Origin of the sequence: Streptomyces angustmyceticus, assembly GCF_019933235.1 — a bacterium.
Classification (GTDB): domain Bacteria; phylum Actinomycetota; class Actinomycetes; order Streptomycetales; family Streptomycetaceae; genus Streptomyces; species Streptomyces angustmyceticus.
Genome location: NZ_CP082945.1, coordinates 1,844,869 through 1,861,628, shown reverse-complemented (window position 1 = coordinate 1,861,628; position 16,760 = coordinate 1,844,869). Strand labels below are relative to the sequence as shown.

Sequence of the window (16,760 nt, the reverse complement as noted above, 5' to 3'; positions counted from 1 at the left end):
GTGACCCGCTCGTGTGTACCACGGTGCCGGGCCGCCGGGAACCAGGCGGCGGCCCGGTGTCGCCTAGGACTTGTCGGCCACCAGGGCGCCCGCGTCGCGTGCCAGAGCCGTCAGCCGGGAGATGGCCCGGAAGTACTTCTTGCGGTAGCCGCCGCGCAGCATCTCCTCGCTGAACAGCTCGTCGAAGGGCTTGCCGGAGGTCAGCACCGGCACCTCACGGTCGTAGAGCCGGTCGGCCAGGACCACCAGGCGCAGCGCCGTGGACTGGTCGGGCACCGCCTGCACGTCGGTGAGGCAGACCGCCTCGATGCCGTCGCACATCGCGCCGTAGCGGCTGGGGTGCACCTTCGACAGGTGCTCCAACAGGGAGGGGAAGTCGTCGAGCGAGGCACCGGGGGTGCGGTACGCCGCGCGGGTGACGGTCTCGTCGTCGTACGGGGCGGGCGCCTCGGGCAGGCCGCGGTGGCGGTAGTCCTCGCCGTCGATCCGCAGCGGGCGGAAGTGGGCGCTGAGGCCCTGGATCTCCCGCAGGAAGTCGGCGGCGGCGAACCGGCCCTCGCCGAGCTTGCCGGGCAGCGTGTTGGAGCTGGCGGCCAGCGCCACACCGGCGTCCACCAGCTTGCCGAGCAGGGTGGATACCAGGACCGTGTCGCCGGGGTCGTCCAGCTCGAACTCGTCGATGCACAGCAGCTTGTGCTCGCCGAGGGTGCGGACGGTCTGCTGGAAGCCGAGCGCGCCGACGAGGTTGGTCAGCTCGACGAACGTGCCGAACGCCTTGCGCTCGGCGGGGGCGGGGGTGGCGTGCCACAGGGAGGCCAGCAGGTGGGTCTTGCCGACGCCGTAGCCGCCGTCCAGATAGACGCCGCGCGGGCCCCGGGGAGCCGCGGGCTTCTTGGCGAACCAGCGCCGCTTGCCCGTGCCGGCCCGCCCGGCGTCGATGCTCTCCGCGAAGTCGCTCAGCACCTGGACGGCCTCGGCCTGGCTGGGCTGCTTCGGGTCCGGGATGTAGGTGTCGAAGCGGGCGCCCTGGAAGCGCGGCGGCGGCACCATCTCGGCGACCAGGCGGTCGGCCGGGACGTGCGGGGCGCGGGCGGTGAGCGCGGCGGGCGCCGCGTCGTCCCCGTCGGCCGGCGGTCCGGCTATCGGGTCGGGCTGCGGGGAAGAGGGCTGGGAAGGCGACACAGCCGTCCAGCCTATCTCTTGTGCGGGGGCCGCCGGTCCGCTGAGCGAGGCATGTCACACTGCCGCCATGCGACGCCTGTTCCCCCTCACCGCCCCCTCCGTACCGGCCCCCGACAGCGAGAACACCGTGGTGGGGGCGATCGACCCCACGGACCGCGAGTGGACGCTGGACGAGCTGGCCGACGCCTACGCGTACCCGGCGGCCGACGCCCCGGAGCGCGCGGGCCGTACCGGCTGGCTGCGCGCGAACATGGTGTCCTCCCTGGACGGCGCGGCCCATCACGAGGGCCGCTCGCAGCCGCTCTCCGGCGATGCCGACATGCGGATCTTCGGGGTGCTGCGAGGGCTCGCCGACGCGGTGGTGGTGGGCGCCGAGACGGTGCGGCAGGAGGGCTACCGGCCGGCCCGCGCCCGGGAGGCGTTCGCCGCCCGCCGGGCCGCCGCCGGCCAGGGCCCGGCCCCGGCCATCGCCGTGGTGAGCGCCGGCCTAGGGCTGGACTTCACCCTGCCGCTGTTCACCGATCCGCTGGTCCCCACCCTGGTGCTGACCGGCGCGGGCGCGCCGCCGGACCGGGTGGCCCGGGCGCGTGCCGCGGGCGCCGAGGTGCTGTTCGCCGGTGAGGGACGGGGCGTCGATCCGGCCCGGGTGACCGGGGTGCTGGCCGAGCGGGGCCACACCCGGCTGCTGACGGAGGGCGGGCCGAAGCTGCTGGGACAGTTCGCGGCGGCCGGCGCGCTGGACGAGCTGTGCCTGTCGCTGGCGCCGGTGGTCGCCGTGGGCGAGGCGCCGAGGATCATGAACGGTCCGGCGGTCGCGGTGCCGGAGCGGTTCGCCCTGGCGTCGGTGCTGGAGGAGGCCGGGTTCCTCTTCACCCGCTACCGTCGGGCGTGACAATCGTCGGAATTGTCTGTTCCGGTTAGCTTCCGTTGGGCACACTAAAAGCCAACAGTCCCGCACGGCTACGGGGCAGGATGGTGTCTGTCGGGCTCCGTGCCATGCGGCGCCCCGAAGAGAAGAAGGGCGTCCGTCGTGTTCACGAGCGTATTGATGATCGAGAAGCCACTGACGCCCGCCGATGTGGAGTTTGTGACCACCCTCCACGGCGATGACCGGATCTCGTTCTTCGTGCTCATGCAGCCTCGCGGCAAGCAGGATCTTCTGCTACGGGCCATCGACGACGTCGCCCTCGGGGAGTTCGACGACGCCGTACGGGAGGGCGAGGAGCCGGGCGGCGACCGGGCGGAGGCCCCCGCCGAGGTCGCCCTCGCCCACACCCTGCAGGCGCTGCGCGACACCGGCGCGGAGGCCGTCGGCCGGGTGGTCGAGGACCATCCGCTGGACCTGCTGCGCTCCGTCGTCGACGAGACCGGGGCGGACGAGGTGATCGTGCTGACCACCCCGCACTTCGTGGAGGAGTTCTTCCACCGTGACTGGGCCTCCCGCGCCCGCCACAAGGTCGGTGTCCCGGTCCTCAAGCTGTTCTCCCACGCGGCGGACGACCAGCCCCAGGGGACCGCCGGAGGCTGACCGGCCCGCCGGCCCCGGCCCCGCCCGGTCACGGGCGGGGGGCCGCCCGGGGGCGGAGCCGGCCGTCGCGCACCTCGGCTACCGCGTCCGCCGACGCCAGATGCGCCGGGTCATGGGTGACCAGCACCGTCGCGGTCCCGCGCTGCCGGGTGAGGGTGACCAGCAGTTCCAGCACCGCGGCGCCCCGTTCGTGGTCCAGGGCGCTGGTCGGTTCGTCCACCAGCAGCACCGCGGGCTCGTTCATCAGCGCCCGCGCGATGTTGACCCGCTGGCGCTGACCGCCCGACAGCTGGTGCGGCCGCCGGTCGGCCTGCCCGTCCAGGCCGACCGCGGCCAGCAGCTCCCGGGCCCGCGCCCGCGCCGTACGGGCCGGCCGGCCGTCCAGGTGGGCCATCACCTGCAGCTGTTCGGCGGCGGTCAGCGACGGCAGCAGATTCGGCTGCTGGAAGACCGTGCCGACGGCGGTGCGGCGCAGCGCGGTGCGCGCGGCCCGGCCGAGCCCCGCGGTGTCGGTGCCGTCGATCACCACCCGCCCGCGGTCCGGGGAGATCAGCGTGGCGGCGACCGCGAGCAGGCTGGACTTGCCGGAACCGGACGGGCCGATCACCGCGGTCAGACAGCCGGCGGGCACGGTCAGCGACACCTCGTCCAGCGCCGTCAGCCGCGCCTCGCCGTCGGGGTAGGTCAGGGTGACATCGGTCAGTTCGAGGCTCATCGGGCACTCCCCAGGGCGGTCAGCGGGTCGACGGAGGTGATGCGGCGGACGGCGAGCGCGGCGCCGGCGGCGCCCAGCGTGATCATGATCAGGGCGGGCGCCAGCACGGTGGACGGGGCGAGCACGAAGGGCACCGTGCCGCCGATCGCGGCGCCCACCGCGGCCGCCACGGCGGTGCCCAGACCGGTCCCGGCCACCAGCAGGACGACGGCCTGGCCGAGCGCGTCCCGCAGCAGCGTGCGGGTCGAGGCGCCCAGCGCCTTCAGCACGGCGATGTCGCCGCCGCGCTGGATCGTCCACACCGTGAAGAACGCCCCGATGACCAGCGCGGAGATGACGAACAGCGCGCCGCGCATCAGCTGCAGGGACCCGTTCTCGGCGGTGTACGAGCCGATCGCCCGCACCGCGTCGTCGGTGCCGACGGTCCGCGTGCCGAGCGCCTTGTCGGCGGCCGCCAGCCGGGCCGTCCCGGAGGTCGACAGGGCGAGCACGGTCGCTCCGGGACGGTCGCCGGACGCGCCGTCCCCACCGGGGCCGCGGCTGCCCGGCCCGGTTCCGCCGGTGAGCCGCTGCCAGTCCGCCAGCGACGTCCAGGCCACCGGCGTGTGGCTGTACATCGCGGCGCCCGCCACCGCCCCGACCCGGACCGTACGACCGCCCAGCGTCAGCGCGTCCCCGGCCCGCGCCCCCAGCGAGGCGGCGGCCTTCGCGGACAGCACCACCGCGCCGTCGCCCACGCCGGCCGGCGCAGGACCCGACCCCGGCCGCACCCCGAACGCCGCCACCGCGGCGGTCCGGCCGCCCGCACCGGCCTTCGTCGTCGTGATCCCCAGCGGGTCGGCGTGCCGGACGCCCGGCACCCGCGCCCAGGCCCGTACGGTCCGCTCCGTCAGCCGCGAGTCGGTGAAGGCGACGTCCCGGCCGTCGGCGGGCGCCGAGAACACCAGGTGGTCGGCGGGCAGCGCGGTGATCGCCGAGGTGTTCTCCCGGCCCAGGCCCGCGGTCAGGCCCGACAGCAGCCCCACCAGCACCGTGATCAGCACGACGACGGCCCCCATCAGGGCGAACCGCCCCTTGGCGAATCTCAGGTCCCTCCAGGCGACGAACACCGGCAACTGCCTCCTCACATCAGGGCCGGGCTCCACTGCCCGGCGGCCGGGGTCCACCGTCGCCTCCCGGGCGGGGCGCGGGCATCGCGCGGGGGAGTGGTCCGCCGGCGCCGAAAGGCGCGGTCCGCGGTCAACCCTTTGGTTGATGCCGCGGGCCGGGAGGGCCCTTAGCCTGAGGGGGCCGTGACCGAAGAAACCGTGACCGCCCACTCCCTCACGCCCGTCCTGCGGGTCCTGCGCAGCTGCCTGCACCTGATGGTGGCCGCGCTGCTCGCGCTCGCCGTCGTCCGCGCCGTCGCCGGGCACGCCCCGGACGCCCCGGCCGTGACCGCCACCGCCGCCGCGCTGTGCGCCGTCTACGCCGTCGGCCCCCGGCTGCCCCGGCTGCGCACCTCCACCGGCGCCGCCGCCCTCTGGCTCACCGCCGTGGCCCTGCTCTGGCTGGTGCTGCTGGCCCTCACCCAGGACGGCGTCTGGCTGGCCTTCCCGATGTTCTTCGTCCAGCTGCACCTGCTGCCGCTGCGCGCGGCCCTGCCCGCCGTCACGGTCACCACCGCCCTCGCCATCGCCGGCTTCGGCCTGCACACCCACGCCCTGAGCCTCGGCACGGTGCTCGGTCCCGCCCTCGGCGCCGCCGTCGCCGTCGCCGTCGTCCTCGGCTACGAGGCCCTCTACCGGGAGAGCGAACAGCGCCGCCGCCTCATCGAGGAGCTCACCGCCGCCCGCAGCGAACTGGCCGCGGCGGAACACGCCGCCGGGGTGCTCGCCGAACGCGAACGGCTGGCCCGCGAGATCCACGACACCCTCGCCCAGGGCCTGTCCAGCATCCAGCTGCTGCTGCGGGCCGCCGAGCGCGCCCTGCCGCAGCGGCCCGGCACCGCCCTAGGCCACGTCCGGCAGGCCCGCACCACCGCCGTCGGCAACCTCGCCGAGGCCCGCCGCTTCGTCCGCGCGCTGAGCCCGCCCGACCTGGAGGCCGGTTCGCTGCCCGCCGCCCTGGAGCGGCTGTGCGCCACCACCGCCCGCACCTCCCCGCTCGCCGTGCACTGCCAGGTCTCCGGCACGCCCACCGCCCTGCCCACCGCCCACGAGGTCGCCCTGCTGCGCATCGCCCAGTCCGCGCTCGCCAACACCGTGCGGCACGCCGGCGCCGGACGGGCCGAGCTGACCCTCAGCTACATGGGCAGCGAGGTCGTGCTGGACGTCGTCGACGACGGAGTGGGGTTCGTGCCTGCCGAGGTGCCCGCCCCCGGCTCCGCGGCGGCGGACGGCACCGGCTTCGGCCTCGCCGCGATGCGCGCCCGGGCCCGCGCCCTCCAGGGCACCCTCGTCGTGGAGTCCGCTCCCGGGGAGGGCACCGCCGTCGCCGTCACCCTGCCCTGCCCCGCCGCCGCGCCCGGCACCGCCGTCGGAGCCGCCCCGTGACCGGCGCGCCCGCCCCCGTCCGGCTGCTGCTCGCCGACGACCACCCCGTGGTCCGCGCCGGGCTGCGCGCGGTCCTGGAGACCGAGGACGACTTCGAGATCGTCGCCGACGTCCCCACCGCAGAACAGGCCGTCGACCTCGCCGCGCGGCTCGCCTGCGACGTCGTCCTCATGGACCTCCAGTTCGGCGGCCGGATGCTCGGCTCCCAGGCCACCGCGGCGATCACCGCCCGCCCCGGAGGGCCCCGCGTCCTCGTCCTGACCACCTACGACACCGACGTCGACATCCTCGCCGCCATCGAGGCCGGCGCCACCGGCTACCTCCTCAAGGACGCTCCGCCGGAGGAGCTGGCCGCCGCGGTCCGCACCGCCGCCGCCGGGAAGTCCGCCCTCGCCCCCACCGTCGCGCTGCGCCTCATGGACCGCATGCGCACCCCCGCCACCGCGCTCTCCCGCCGGGAGACCGAGGTCCTCCAGCTCGTCGCCGACGGCCTGTCGAACGCGGCGATCAGCAAACAGCTCTTCCTCAGCCAGGCCACCGTCAAGTCCCACCTCGTCCACATCTACGCCAAGCTGGGCGCCGACTCCCGCACCTCGGCCGTCGCCGCGGCCACCGCGCAGGGCCTGATCCGCCGCTGAACGCCGCGCGCCGGGCCGCCTCCCGGCCCCGCCGGGGGTCCACGGACCCGCGCTGTCGGTGCCGGGTGCGAGAATCATGGACAGCACCACCGCTCGCGATGATCGACGATCAGGGAGACCCGCCCATGGCACCCGCCATCCCAGCCTCGATGGACCGGCCGCACTTCATCGGCATCGGCGGAGCCGGTATGTCGGGCATCGCCAAGATCCTCGCGCAGCGCGGCGCCCAGGTGGCGGGCAGCGACGCGAAGGACTCCGCGACCGCCCAGGCCCTGCGCGCCCTCGGCGCCACCGTCCACATCGGCCACGCCGCCGGGCATCTCGCCGAGGACGCCACCAGCGTCGTCGTCTCCTCCGCGATCCGCGAGGACAACCCCGAGCTGGCCGCCGCCCACGAGCGCGGCATCCCGGTCGTGCACCGCTCCGACGCGCTCGCCTCCCTCATGGACGGCCTGCGCCCCATCGCCGTCGCCGGCACCCACGGCAAGACGACCACGACCTCCATGCTCGCCGTCTCTCTCGGCGCCCTCGGCCTCAAGCCGTCCTACGCCATCGGCGGCGACCTCGACGCGCCGGGGTCCAACGCCGAGCACGGTTCCGGCGAGATCTTCGTCGCCGAGGCCGACGAGAGCGACCGCAGCTTCCACAAGTACGCCCCCGAGGTCGCGATCATCCTCAACGTGGAGCTGGACCACCACGCCAACTACGCCTCGATGGACGAGATCTACGAGTCCTTCGAGACCTTCGTCGGCCGCGTCCGCCCCGGCGGCACCCTGGTCATCGCCGCCGACCACCCCGGCGCCCGCGAGCTGACCGAGCGGATCTCCGGCCGCTACGACATCGAGGTCGTCACCTACGGCGAGTCCCCGGACGCCGACGTCCGCATCCTCAAGGTCAACCCCCGCGGCCTGACCAGCGACGTCACCGTCACCCTGACCAGCGGCAAGATCCTCACCTTCACGGTCTCCGTCCCGGGCCGGCACTACGCCCACAACGCCGTCGCCGCCCTGGCCGCCGGCGTCGCCCTGGGCCTCGCGCCGCACAACCTCGCCTCCGCGCTCGGCAAGTACACCGGCGTCAAGCGCCGCCTCCAGCTCAAGGGCGAGGCGGCCGGCGTGCAGGTCATCGACTCCTACGCCCACCACCCCACCGAGATGACCGCCGACCTCGAAGCCATCCGCGGCGCCGCCGAGGGCTCCCGGGTGCTGGTGGTCTTCCAGCCGCACCTCTTCTCCCGCACCCAGGAGCTGGGCACCGAGATGGGCCAGGCGCTCGCCCTCGCCGACGCCTCCGTCGTCCTGGACATCTACCCGGCCCGCGAGGACCCGATCCCGGGCATCACCAGCACCCTGATCGTCGACGCCGCGCGCGCCGCCGGCGCCGATGTCACCCCCGAGAGCGACCAGGCCGCCGTCCCGGACGTGATCGCCGGAATGGCGAAGCCCGGTGACCTTGTTCTCACCATGGGCGCGGGCGACGTGACCGACCTCGGCCCCGCCATCCTGTCCCGCCTGGGCAGCTGAGCTGAGGAGGACCCCAGATGCCGTACGAGATCGACAAGCCCGACGAGCAGTGGCGCGCCGAGCTGACCCCCGCGGAGTACCAGGTGCTCCGCCAGGCCGGCACCGAGCCCGCCTTCGTCGGTGAGTACACCGACACCAAGACCGCCGGTGTCTACTCCTGCCGCGCCTGCGGCGCCGAGCTGTTCCGCTCCGACACCAAATTCGAGAGCCACTGCGGCTGGCCGTCCTTCTACGACCCCAAGGACACCGACGCCGTCGAACTCATCGAGGACCGCAGCCACGGCATGGTCCGCACCGAGGTCCGCTGCGCCCGCTGCGGCTCCCACCTGGGCCACGTCTTCGCGGGCGAGGGCTACGCCACCCCCACCGACCAGCGCTACTGCATCAACTCGATCTCCCTCCGGCTGGCTCCGGACGAGAAGTGAGCGCGGCGGGGGAGAGCACGGCAGCGTCCCGCTCACTCTCCCCCGCGGCCCGTCCGGCTCACCGGCAGGTGAGGCGCGGCCCGCCCCAGTCGGCGTGGTCGGAGTCCATCCCGTTGCCGCCGTCGGTGACCACCAGCCGCAGCCGGCTGCCGCCCGTGAGGTCGGCGGTGAGGTGCTTCGCGGGCTGGTCGACCGTCATCAGGCCGCTGTCGGCGACCTTTGTGTCGTCCCGGTAGATCTGGAAGACCACGGAGCCGTTCGCGCCCACCTCGTCGTCGACGCCGACATCCACGCCGAGTGCGGTGCAGGCGCCGCCGAGCTCGTAGGTGATCTCGCTGTAGGCGTGCGCGCCCAGCCCCTGGGAGTAGGTGGCCCCCTGGATGGTGAGGGGGTGGCCGTCGATGCTGCTGTCCGGCCTGAACGGCGCGAAGCTGTACTTCTGCGAGGTCCACGGCCGGCTGCCCAGCGGCGCCGTGTGGCCGGCCGGCGGCTTGTCCGCGGGACCCGGGCGGGGCGCGTGCGACGGCTTCGCCGGTGCCGGGGGCGGGGAACTCGGGTGCTTGGGCTTCTTGCTGTGCGTGGGGGAGGGGGAGCCCGACGGCGAACGGGAAGCGGTCGCGGAACTCGTGGCGGACGCCGACGGCGGCCGGTCCGTGGCGGGGGCGGAGGAGCGGTCCGCCCGGTCGCGGCGCCCGGCCGCGGCATCGTCGTCCTTCGCGCCGAACAGCGGGCCGACGGATATCGCGACACCGGCCAGGACGGCCACGGCGACCGCGAGCACGGTGATCCGCGCCGGCGAGAACCGCGCCCGCCGGGGGGTGTCCGGCGCGGCGGACGGGACCTTCCCCGAGAAGCTCGGGCCGGGCGTGGACACGCGGTCGGCGCCGAACGACCGGGCGCCGTCGCCGGGGCCGGAACCTTCCCCCGGCTGGGCGGCCAGCCAGGCCGCGAAGTCGTCCCGCAGCTCGGCGTTCCGGGCGGTGCGGTGCCAGGCGGCGGCGGTGGTGCCCACCGCCGTGAGCAGCGCGGCCCGCCAGGCCGGATCGGGCCCCTCGTCCGGATCGGGGAAGTACAGGACGCGGCCGATGGCCTCCTTCGCCAGATCCGCCGCGGCCTGGGACGAGCGGCAGCAGTCACGGGCCTTGGCCAGCACGGCCGCGTAGTGCCGCTGGTGGAACTCGTGAAGGGCGTCCTGTCCCGTCCGGGCGCTGCCGTCCGGAGCCGGGGTGCCGAACGGGGCGTCCGCCGTCCGGCCGCCGGACCGGGCTCCCGCACGGATGCGCCGGACCAGCTCGGTATCGGAGGGTGCTGTCCCACCGGTGGTGTCGCAGTGCTCTTGCATGAGTGGGCAGCTGACCCTTCAACGTCCTGACGGGCCATGAAAAATACCGCAACCAGGGGCGGGGACCGGCGGCCGGTGCGGCGTTGGGCACCGGACGGGCCGCGGGGACCCGCCCGGCCCGCGGTCGCCCCGTCACGCCTTTTCCACGATCGCCGTCACCACCAGCCCCGACCCGATGAGCCAGCGGCCGGTGAATTCGGTCAGCTCCGTGCCGTCGATCACCGGGCCGGGGACGAGGAGTTGGGCGGTGAAGGTGGCGTTCGAGGGATCGAGGGTGAGGTGGGCCTCCTCGAAGTCGAGCCAGCGGTGGGTGAGGGGGAACCAGGCCTTGTAGACGGACTCCTTGGCGCTGAAGATCAGGCGGTCCCAGCAGATGCCGGGCTGCGCGGCGGCCAGGCGGCGCAGTTGGGCGCGTTCCTCGGGGAGGGTGATGAGGTCGACGACGCCGGGGTCGTCCACGGGGAGGTGGGGTTCGGCGTCCAGGCCGACGGTCCGTATGTCCGTCGCGCGGGCCACGGCGGCGGCGCGGTAGCCGGCGCAGTGCGTCATGGCGCCGACGATGCCCGGCGGCCACTGCGGTTCCCGGTTCGGGCCGGGGAGCAGGGGGGCGGGGGCGATGCCCAGCTCGGCCAGGGCGCGGCGGGCGCAGCCGCGTACGGTGCCGAACTCGTTCTGCCGCAGCGGCACGGCGGCGGACACCAGCGCCCGCTCCTCGGGGAACATCTCGGTGAGCGGGGCGTCGTGGAAGGTCTCGGCGGTCACGACCGGGGCGGGCAGCAGTTTGTCGATCATGCGCGGGTCCCGGTGGCCTCGGCGGGGGCGGCGGCCGGCGCGGGCAGGATCCGCACCGGGCGGCCGGGGACGGCGGAGCGGCGCTGCCACTCCCGCGGGTAGCCGAGCGACACCTCCTGATGGGGGACGCCGTCGCAGACCAGCAGGCGCGGGATGTGGAGGTGGCCGTAGACCACGGTGGCGGCGCGGAACCGGCGCGGCCAGTCGGCGGTCGCCTCCGTACCGCACCACAGCGCGAAGTCCGGGTACCACAGCGGCCGGGTGGGCTCGCGCACCACCGGCCAGTGGTTGACGAGCACGGTGGGCAGGTCCTCCGGCAGGGCGGCGAGCCGGGCCTCGGTGGCGGCGACCCGCGCCCGGCACCAGTCCTCCCGGGTGGGGTACGGGTCGGGGTGCAGGAAGTACTCGTCGGTGCAGACCACTCCGGCCTCCTCGGCCCGCGCGAGCGCCTGCTGCTTGGACGTCGTGCCGGGCTGCCGGAAGGTGTAGTCGTAGAGGAGGAAGAGCGGGGCGATGACGGCCGGGCCGCCGGCGCCCTCCCACAGCGGATAGGGGTCCTCGGGGGTCAGGACGCCCAACTCCCGGCAGATGCCGACCAGATGCTCGTAGCGCGCGACGCCGCGCAGCTGCACCGGATCGTGCTCCGGCGTCCACAGCTCGTGGTTGCCGGGCACCCACACCACCTTGGCGAACCGTTCGCTGAGCCGGGTGAGCGCCCAGCGGATGTCGGAGACGCATTCGCCGACGTCGCCGGCGACCAGCAGCCAGTCGTCGTCGGACTCCGGCCTCAGGGCCTCGACGATGTCGCGGTTCTCCTGGTAGCGGACGTGCAGGTCGCTGACGGCCACGAGGGTCCCGCCGTGGCCGCCGCCCCGCGGGGCGGCGGGAGCGGGCGCGGGGGCGGGTCCGGTGGCGTCGGGCGGGAGGGTGCGGATCTCGTAGGTCACCCCCCGAAGTAAAGACGGTGTGGAGGAGAGAGTGAAGGGCGGGCGGGGTGGCGGGGCGCCGCGTCACCGGCCTGGCGGTGGGGGAGCCGGCCGGCCGCCGGGCCCGGCGGCGGGGGCGCCGCCGCGGCGGATGCGGGTGGCCAGCCAGAGGTCGAAGCGGTCGTCGGGGTCGTCGAGGCGGCGGCCGGTGAGCTCCATGGCCTTGTCGAGGCGGTTGCGCACGGTGTGCCGGTGGACGCCGAGCCGCCGGCTGGTGGCGTCCCAGGCGCCGCCGGTCTCCAGCCAGGCCGCCAGGGTCGCGATCAGCTCCTCGCCGTGGTCGGCGAGGTCGAGCGGGCCGAGCACGCTGTCCGCGTAGCCGTGCAGCGTGCTGCCGTCGCCCAGGTCGAGCAGCAGCCGGCTGGCCTGGCTCTGCCGGGCGTGTGCGGGCTCGCCTGCCGCCCTGCTGACGGCGAGCAGTCCCGCCGCCTGACGCAGGGACACCCGTACCGCCTCGGGCGCGGTGGCCGGGCCGATACCGGCCGGGCAGCGCGGGGCGAAGCGGGCGAGCACCTCGCGTACGTCCGGCTCCTCGCCCACCACCGCCTCGACGACCGGGCCCGTCGCCCCGTCCACCACCCTGACCAGGCCGCCGGGCACCGCCAGCGCCAGGTCCGCGGCCATCTCCCGCGCGGCGTCGTCCGCGGTCCCGCCCGCCGCCCCGGTGCCGGCCGCTCCGGCCCCGTTCGCCGTACGGGTCCCCGGGGTGCCCGCGGCCTCCACCACGACGGCCCGGACCCGCTCGGCCGTCAGCCCCACCGAGCGCAGCATGTCCCGGGCCCGGTCGGCGGACGGGTCCTCGTCGGCCAGCAGCTCCGAGAGCAGCGCCGAGCGGCGGCGGCGCTCCGGCTCGTCGCTCAGGTGGCGGCGCTCCAGCTCCAGGGAGAGCAGCGCGACCAGACCGGGCACCACCGAGCGGGCGGCGTCGTCCGGCCGGCCGGTGAGCAGCAGCAGCCCGCGCAGCCGCCGCGCGCCCAGCGGCTGCACCTCCAGCTGCTGCCCCGCGGCGGTGCTGGACGCGCTGCCGCGCAGTCCGCGCGCGGCCACCCGGTCGAGCAGCTCCCGCGCCTGCGCCGGCAGGGTCCGCCGCTCCGGCCCGCTGGTGGCGAGCAGCCGCCCGAGCGGGTCGAGCACCGCCGCGTCCACGCCGGTGGCGGCCGTCCACTCCGCCAGCATCGGCAGCAGCCCGTCGCCGGCCGCCGCGGCGGTCAGCCGGCGCTGGGTCGCGAACGCGCGGTGCAGCAGCGCACGCTGTTCGTCGGCCCGGGCGTCGAAGACGGCTTTGGTGACGGCGATGAAGGGCACCTCGTCGGGCACCGTCAGCAGCGGCAGGCCGGCCTCCTCGGCCGCTCTCACCAGCGGCTCCGGCGCCTCCTGGAACGGCAGCCCCTGCCCCAGCCCGAGCGCCAGACAGGCCGCCCCGCCCTCGGCCGCGTCCCGGACGTACGCCCGGCAGGCGGCCGGCTCCATCGGCAGCAACAGGCCGATCGTCATGAGGAGTTCGCCGCCCTGCAGCCACTTCCCCGGCGTCGGCAGGTCCGAGACCGTGGCCGCCTCGATGGTGCGGGCCAGCTGCTCGGGCGGCACGTCGTAGGTGACCGCCAGGCGGAGGTCGGTCCTGGCCAGCAGATCGGAGAGGTGCAGGGGCATGGACACAGTGTCCATCAGATGGCGGTGGAGTGGACGGCCGGGCGAGCCGGGGGAGGGTCCCCGGACGAGGACGGTGGGCCCGTCCGGCGGCCGGAGGGTGTCGTCGGGCAGCGCCCGCGGGCATTCCCTCCGGCCCGGTCCGCGCACCCGCCGGCTGCGGATGAGTGAAGGTGCTTCGCCCCGTTATGGTCGAGAGGTGGGGAGTGGTGCGCGGTCCCCGCTTCCCGACCCGACGAAGGGACGTGAGCGCGCTATGCAGGCGGCGTTTCTGGTGGCGAGCGAGGGTACCGAGCAGGTCGAGCTGACCCGGCCGTGGCAGGCGGTGACCGACGCGAGCGGCGGCCCGACGCTGGTCTCCCCCCACGCGGGCAAGGTGCGCGCGTTCCACCACCTGGACAGGGCGGACACCTTCCCCGTCGACCTGACGGTGGACGAGGCGACCGCGGCGGACTTCGACGGACTGGTGCTGCCCGGCGGGGTCGCCAACCCGGACGCACTGCGCCTGGACGAGCGGGCGGTGGCGTTCATCAAGTCGTTCTTCGACGCAGGGAAGCCGGTGGCCGCCATCTGCCACGCGCCGTGGACGCTCATCGAGGCCGATGTGGTGCGCGGCCGCACCCTGACCTCCTGGCCGAGTCTGCGCACGGACATCCGCAACGCGGGCGGGACCTGGGTCGACGAACCGGTCAGCATCTGCACCAGCGGGCCGAACACCCTGATCACCAGCCGCAAGCCGGCCGACCTGGAGCCCTTCTGCGCGGCGTTCGTCGCGGAGTTCTCACACTGAGGGCACGGGGCCGCGCGGTGAACCATGCGGGCGGACACCCCTACGGCCCGAGCACCACCACCGACTCCGGGGGGAGCCGCAGCACACCGTCCGCCCCGGGGAGCCGGGCGGCGGGCCAGGCCGCCAGCGCCTGCAGCCCGGTGGCGGGCCGGCCTGAGTCGTCCCCGCCCGCGCTGTCCTCGGCGACCGGGACGGCGGCCGTGGTGTCCCGCGAGAGATTGACCGCGATCCGCAGCGGGCCGCGCCGCAGCAGGAGCCAGCGGGCCCGTTCGTCGTAGCGGACGGCGGTGTGGCGCGGGTCCGGGTCGGTCAGCGGCGGCAGCTCGTGGCGCAGCGCCAGCAGCGTACGGTGCCAGGCCAGCAGGGCGGTGTGCGGTTCCACGGCCGGCTCGCTCCAGTCCAGGACGCAGCGGTCGCGGGTCGCCGGGTCCTGCGGATCGGGCCAGTCGCCGGCCTGCCCGTCCCACTCGTGCGCGGCGAATTCGCGGCGGCGCCCGGCGCGTACCGCCTCCGCCAGCTCCGGGTCCGTGTGCGCGGTGAAGTACTGCCACGGGGTGGTCGCCCCCCACTCCTCGCCCATGAACAGCATCGGGGTGAACGGCGCGCACAGCACCAGGGCGGCGGCGCAGGCGAGCAGCCCCGGGGAGAGCCCGGCCGCGAGCCGGTCGCCGAGGGCACGGTTGCCGATCTGATCGTGCGTCTGGGCGTAGGCCAGCAGCCGGTACGCGGGCGTCACCCGCAGGTCGAGGGGCGCGCCGTGGGTCCGGCCGCGGAAGGTGGAGTACGTCCCGTCGTGGAAGAAGCCGCCGGTCAGGGTCTTGGCGAGGGCGGCGAGCGGGGCCCGCGCGAAGTCCGCGTAGTAGCCCTGGGATTCGCCGGTGAGCGCGGTGTGCAGGGCGTGGTGGAAGTCGTCGTTCCACTGGGCGTGCAGGCCCTGCCCGCCGTCCGCCCGCGAGGCGGTGGTGCGCGGATCGTTGAGATCGGACTCGGCGACGAGGAACAGCGGCCGCCGCAGCTCGTGTGCCAGCGCGTCCACGGCGGCGGACAGTTCGGCCAGGAAGTGCGGGGAGCCGTCGTCGTGCAGGGCGTGGACGGCGTCCAGCCGCAGCCCGTCGAGCCGGTAGTCGCGCAGCCAGGAGAGCGCGCAGCCCAGGAGGTAGCCGCGTACCTCGTCGCTGCCGGGGGCGTCGAGATTGACCGCGGCGCCCCAGGGCGTGTGATGGGTCCCGGTGAAGTACGGCCCGAACCGGGGGAGATGGTTGCCGGACGGGCCGAGGTGGTTGTGCACCACGTCGAGCACGACCCCCAGCCCGTGGCCGTGCGCCGCGTCCACGAACCGCTTGAGGCCGTCCGGCCCGCCGTACGGCTCGTGCACCGCCCAGGGCGCGACCCCGTCGTAGCCCCACCCGTGGTTGCCGGGGAACGGGCAGACCGGCATCAGGGAGACATGGGTGACGCCCAGGTCGGCGAGGTGGCGCAGCCGCGCGGCGGCGGCGTCGAAGGTGCCCTCGGGGGTGTACGTCCCGATGTGCAGCTCGTAGAGGGCCGCGCCGGGCAGCGGGCGGCCGGGCCACGGGTGGCGCCACTTGAAGAGGTCGTGCTCGACGACCGCGGCGGGCCCGCCGGGTCCCTCCGGCAGCCGCGCGGCCCGGGGATCGGGCAGCGGCGGCCCGCCGTCGAGCCGGAAGCCGTACCGGTCCCCGTCACCGGCCGGGGCCTCGGTGCGCCACCAGCCCGCGCGCCCCGCGGTGCGCTCCATCGGCACGTCCGGTTCGCCGGCCCGCTCACCCGCCCACCGGAGAGCGACCCGCCCGGCCTTCGGCGCCCACACCTCGAACAGCACGGCCGTCCTCCTTCGTTCGGTCCCGGTCCCTGACGAAGAAAGCATGCGGACCGCCCGTCCGACAGCCCGGCGCGGCGGCACGCGCCGACATCACGCCATCCCGCCGGACCCCTCCGGCCGACCGCACGCTCACCTGCGCCGTCCGGCGAACCGCGCCCCGACCTGCACTGTCCCCCGCGGCCACCCTGCCTGGACAGCGGCTCACGGTGGCCCGAGAATCACGGTATGACTTCGCTCGAGTTCCCTGCGCGCCCCGCGCGCCCGTCGGACGCCGACCGGGAACGCGCCCTCGACCTGCTGCGCGACGGTGCCGCGCAGGGACGGCTGTCCCAGGACACGTTCCTCCGGCGTCTGGAACTGGTCCTCACCGCCGAGCAGCAGTCCGAACTCGACCTGGTCACGGCCGACTTGGCAACCCGCGGCAAGGTCCAGGGCGTGATGCTGCGGATGGTGGGCCGGGCGTCGGCGTTCCATCTCCGGGTGCGCCGGGCCTGGCGCCTGGAACGGCTGCCGAAGCTGCTGCTGCCGGAGCCCGGCCCGCTCCCGCTGCTCATAGGCCGGGCGCCCGGCGTGGGCCTGCGCCTCAACCACGACACGGTCTCCCGCGCCCACGCCGAACTCCGCAGCGAGGGCAAGGGATGGGTGCTGCGCGACCTCGGCTCCACCAACGGCACCTGCGTCAACGGCCGCCGGGTGGTGGGCGAGGTGCCGGTCGGCCCCGGCGACCACATCACCTTCGGCCGGGTGGACTACGTCCTGACGGAGCGCTGAGGGGGGACGGGCATCCCCCTCAGCGGGCCCTGTTCCGTCGCGCT

General features: G+C 75.2%; 16 protein-coding genes. 8 read left to right on the top strand and 8 right to left on the bottom strand.

From position 1 onward, the window contains the following. Positions 1 to 63: 63 nt before the first annotated feature. Entirely contained in the window at positions 64 to 1,182 is a 1,119-nt protein-coding gene (gene zapE / locus K7396_RS08640; protein ID WP_174886835.1) for a cell division protein ZapE, read from the bottom strand. Between the two features lie 67 nt (positions 1,183 to 1,249). On the opposite strand from zapE, the gene K7396_RS08635 reads away from it, so the two are divergent. Then, a complete protein-coding gene (locus K7396_RS08635; RefSeq protein WP_086719821.1) occupies positions 1,250 to 2,074 on the top strand; it encodes a dihydrofolate reductase family protein in 825 nt (274 codons plus the stop codon). Positions 2,075 to 2,212: 138 nt separating this feature from the next. Beyond that, positions 2,213 to 2,710: an indole-3-glycerol phosphate synthase gene (locus K7396_RS08630; RefSeq protein WP_086719822.1), complete on the top strand. Its 498-nt coding sequence runs from the start codon at positions 2,213 to 2,215 to the stop codon at positions 2,708 to 2,710. A gap of 28 nt (positions 2,711 to 2,738) precedes the next feature. Here the strand turns inward: K7396_RS08630 and K7396_RS08625 are convergent, their stop codons facing one another. Beyond that, a complete protein-coding gene (locus tag K7396_RS08625) occupies positions 2,739 to 3,425 on the bottom strand; it encodes an ABC transporter ATP-binding protein (protein WP_086719823.1) in 687 nt (228 codons plus the stop codon). After that, the gene (locus tag K7396_RS08620) at positions 3,422 to 4,534 is read right to left on the bottom strand and encodes an ABC transporter permease (RefSeq protein WP_086719824.1); all 1,113 of its coding nucleotides are present in this window, start codon (positions 4,532 to 4,534) and stop codon (positions 3,422 to 3,424) included. Before K7396_RS08620 ends, K7396_RS08625 begins: the two co-directional genes overlap by 4 nt. Positions 4,535 to 4,717: 183 nt before the next feature. Between K7396_RS08620 and K7396_RS08615 the strand changes: the two genes are divergently transcribed. From K7396_RS08615 to msrB, 4 genes are all read left to right on the top strand, one after another. Further along, the gene (locus K7396_RS08615; RefSeq protein WP_174886836.1) at positions 4,718 to 5,959 is read left to right on the top strand and encodes a sensor histidine kinase; all 1,242 of its coding nucleotides are present in this window, start codon (positions 4,718 to 4,720) and stop codon (positions 5,957 to 5,959) included. Then, the gene (locus tag K7396_RS08610; RefSeq protein WP_086719825.1) at positions 5,956 to 6,597 is read left to right on the top strand and encodes a response regulator; all 642 of its coding nucleotides are present in this window, start codon (positions 5,956 to 5,958) and stop codon (positions 6,595 to 6,597) included. The genes K7396_RS08615 and K7396_RS08610 overlap by 4 nt, the downstream gene beginning before the upstream one ends. A 125-nt stretch (positions 6,598 to 6,722) precedes the next feature. After that, positions 6,723 to 8,120, top strand: a complete 1,398-nt coding sequence (gene murC, locus K7396_RS08605; RefSeq protein ID WP_086719826.1) for a UDP-N-acetylmuramate--L-alanine ligase — start codon at positions 6,723 to 6,725, stop codon at positions 8,118 to 8,120. Positions 8,121 to 8,137: 17 nt separating this feature from the next. After that, a complete protein-coding gene (gene msrB / locus K7396_RS08600; RefSeq protein ID WP_086719827.1) occupies positions 8,138 to 8,545 on the top strand; it encodes a peptide-methionine (R)-S-oxide reductase MsrB in 408 nt (135 codons plus the stop codon). Between the two features lie 58 nt (positions 8,546 to 8,603). Here the strand turns inward: msrB and K7396_RS08595 are convergent, their stop codons facing one another. The 4 genes from K7396_RS08595 to K7396_RS08580 all read right to left on the bottom strand — a co-directional run bounded on the left by K7396_RS08595 (position 8,604) and on the right by K7396_RS08580 (position 13,315). Further along, positions 8,604 to 9,887 carry an NPCBM/NEW2 domain-containing protein gene (locus K7396_RS08595; RefSeq protein WP_086719828.1) on the bottom strand — a complete coding sequence of 428 codons (1,284 nt, stop codon included), beginning with the start codon at positions 9,885 to 9,887 and terminating at the stop codon, positions 8,604 to 8,606. A gap of 132 nt (positions 9,888 to 10,019) precedes the next feature. Then, on the bottom strand, positions 10,020 to 10,679 hold the full coding sequence (locus K7396_RS08590; RefSeq protein WP_152104288.1) for a 4'-phosphopantetheinyl transferase family protein: 660 nt from the start codon (positions 10,677 to 10,679) through the stop codon (positions 10,020 to 10,022). Next, entirely contained in the window at positions 10,676 to 11,626 is a 951-nt protein-coding gene (locus tag K7396_RS08585) for a metallophosphoesterase family protein (protein ID WP_152104289.1), read from the bottom strand. The genes K7396_RS08590 and K7396_RS08585 overlap by 4 nt, the downstream gene beginning before the upstream one ends. A 63-nt stretch (positions 11,627 to 11,689) precedes the next feature. Further along, entirely contained in the window at positions 11,690 to 13,315 is a 1,626-nt protein-coding gene (locus K7396_RS08580; RefSeq protein WP_152104290.1) for a PucR family transcriptional regulator, read from the bottom strand. A 253-nt stretch (positions 13,316 to 13,568) separates the two neighbouring features. Here K7396_RS08580 and K7396_RS08575 point away from each other — a divergent pair, with 253 nt between their 5' ends. Further along, on the top strand, positions 13,569 to 14,102 hold the full coding sequence (locus K7396_RS08575; RefSeq protein ID WP_086719600.1) for a type 1 glutamine amidotransferase domain-containing protein: 534 nt from the start codon (positions 13,569 to 13,571) through the stop codon (positions 14,100 to 14,102). A 40-nt stretch (positions 14,103 to 14,142) separates the two neighbouring features. On the opposite strand, the gene treZ is transcribed toward K7396_RS08575, so the two are convergent. After that, positions 14,143 to 15,945 (bottom strand): malto-oligosyltrehalose trehalohydrolase, encoded by a 1,803-nt coding sequence (gene treZ, locus K7396_RS08570; RefSeq protein WP_086719599.1) that lies wholly within the window; start codon positions 15,943 to 15,945, stop codon positions 14,143 to 14,145. A 225-nt stretch (positions 15,946 to 16,170) separates the two neighbouring features. Between treZ and K7396_RS08565 the strand changes: the two genes are divergently transcribed. Beyond that, positions 16,171 to 16,716: a DUF1707 and FHA domain-containing protein gene (locus K7396_RS08565; RefSeq protein ID WP_086719598.1), complete on the top strand. Its 546-nt coding sequence runs from the start codon at positions 16,171 to 16,173 to the stop codon at positions 16,714 to 16,716. Positions 16,717 to 16,760: the final 44 nt, after the last annotated feature.

Excerpts from the sequence above, each read along its gene's own strand:
- K7396_RS08595 (WP_086719828.1), bottom strand. The coding sequence starts at position 9,887 with ATGCAAGAGCACTGCGACACCACCGGTGGGACAGCACCCTCCGATACC.
- msrB (WP_086719827.1), top strand. The coding sequence starts at position 8,138 with ATGCCGTACGAGATCGACAAGCCCGACGAGCAGTGGCGCGCCGAGCTG.
- K7396_RS08565 (WP_086719598.1), top strand. The coding sequence starts at position 16,171 with ATGACTTCGCTCGAGTTCCCTGCGCGCCCCGCGCGCCCGTCGGACGCC.
- K7396_RS08575 (WP_086719600.1), top strand. The coding sequence starts at position 13,569 with ATGCAGGCGGCGTTTCTGGTGGCGAGCGAGGGTACCGAGCAGGTCGAG.
- murC (WP_086719826.1), top strand. The coding sequence starts at position 6,723 with ATGGCACCCGCCATCCCAGCCTCGATGGACCGGCCGCACTTCATCGGC.
- K7396_RS08590 (WP_152104288.1), bottom strand. The coding sequence starts at position 10,679 with ATGATCGACAAACTGCTGCCCGCCCCGGTCGTGACCGCCGAGACCTTC.
- K7396_RS08625 (WP_086719823.1), bottom strand. The coding sequence starts at position 3,425 with ATGAGCCTCGAACTGACCGATGTCACCCTGACCTACCCCGACGGCGAG.
- K7396_RS08580 (WP_152104290.1), bottom strand. The coding sequence starts at position 13,315 with ATGCCCCTGCACCTCTCCGATCTGCTGGCCAGGACCGACCTCCGCCTG.
- K7396_RS08635 (WP_086719821.1), top strand. The coding sequence starts at position 1,250 with ATGCGACGCCTGTTCCCCCTCACCGCCCCCTCCGTACCGGCCCCCGAC.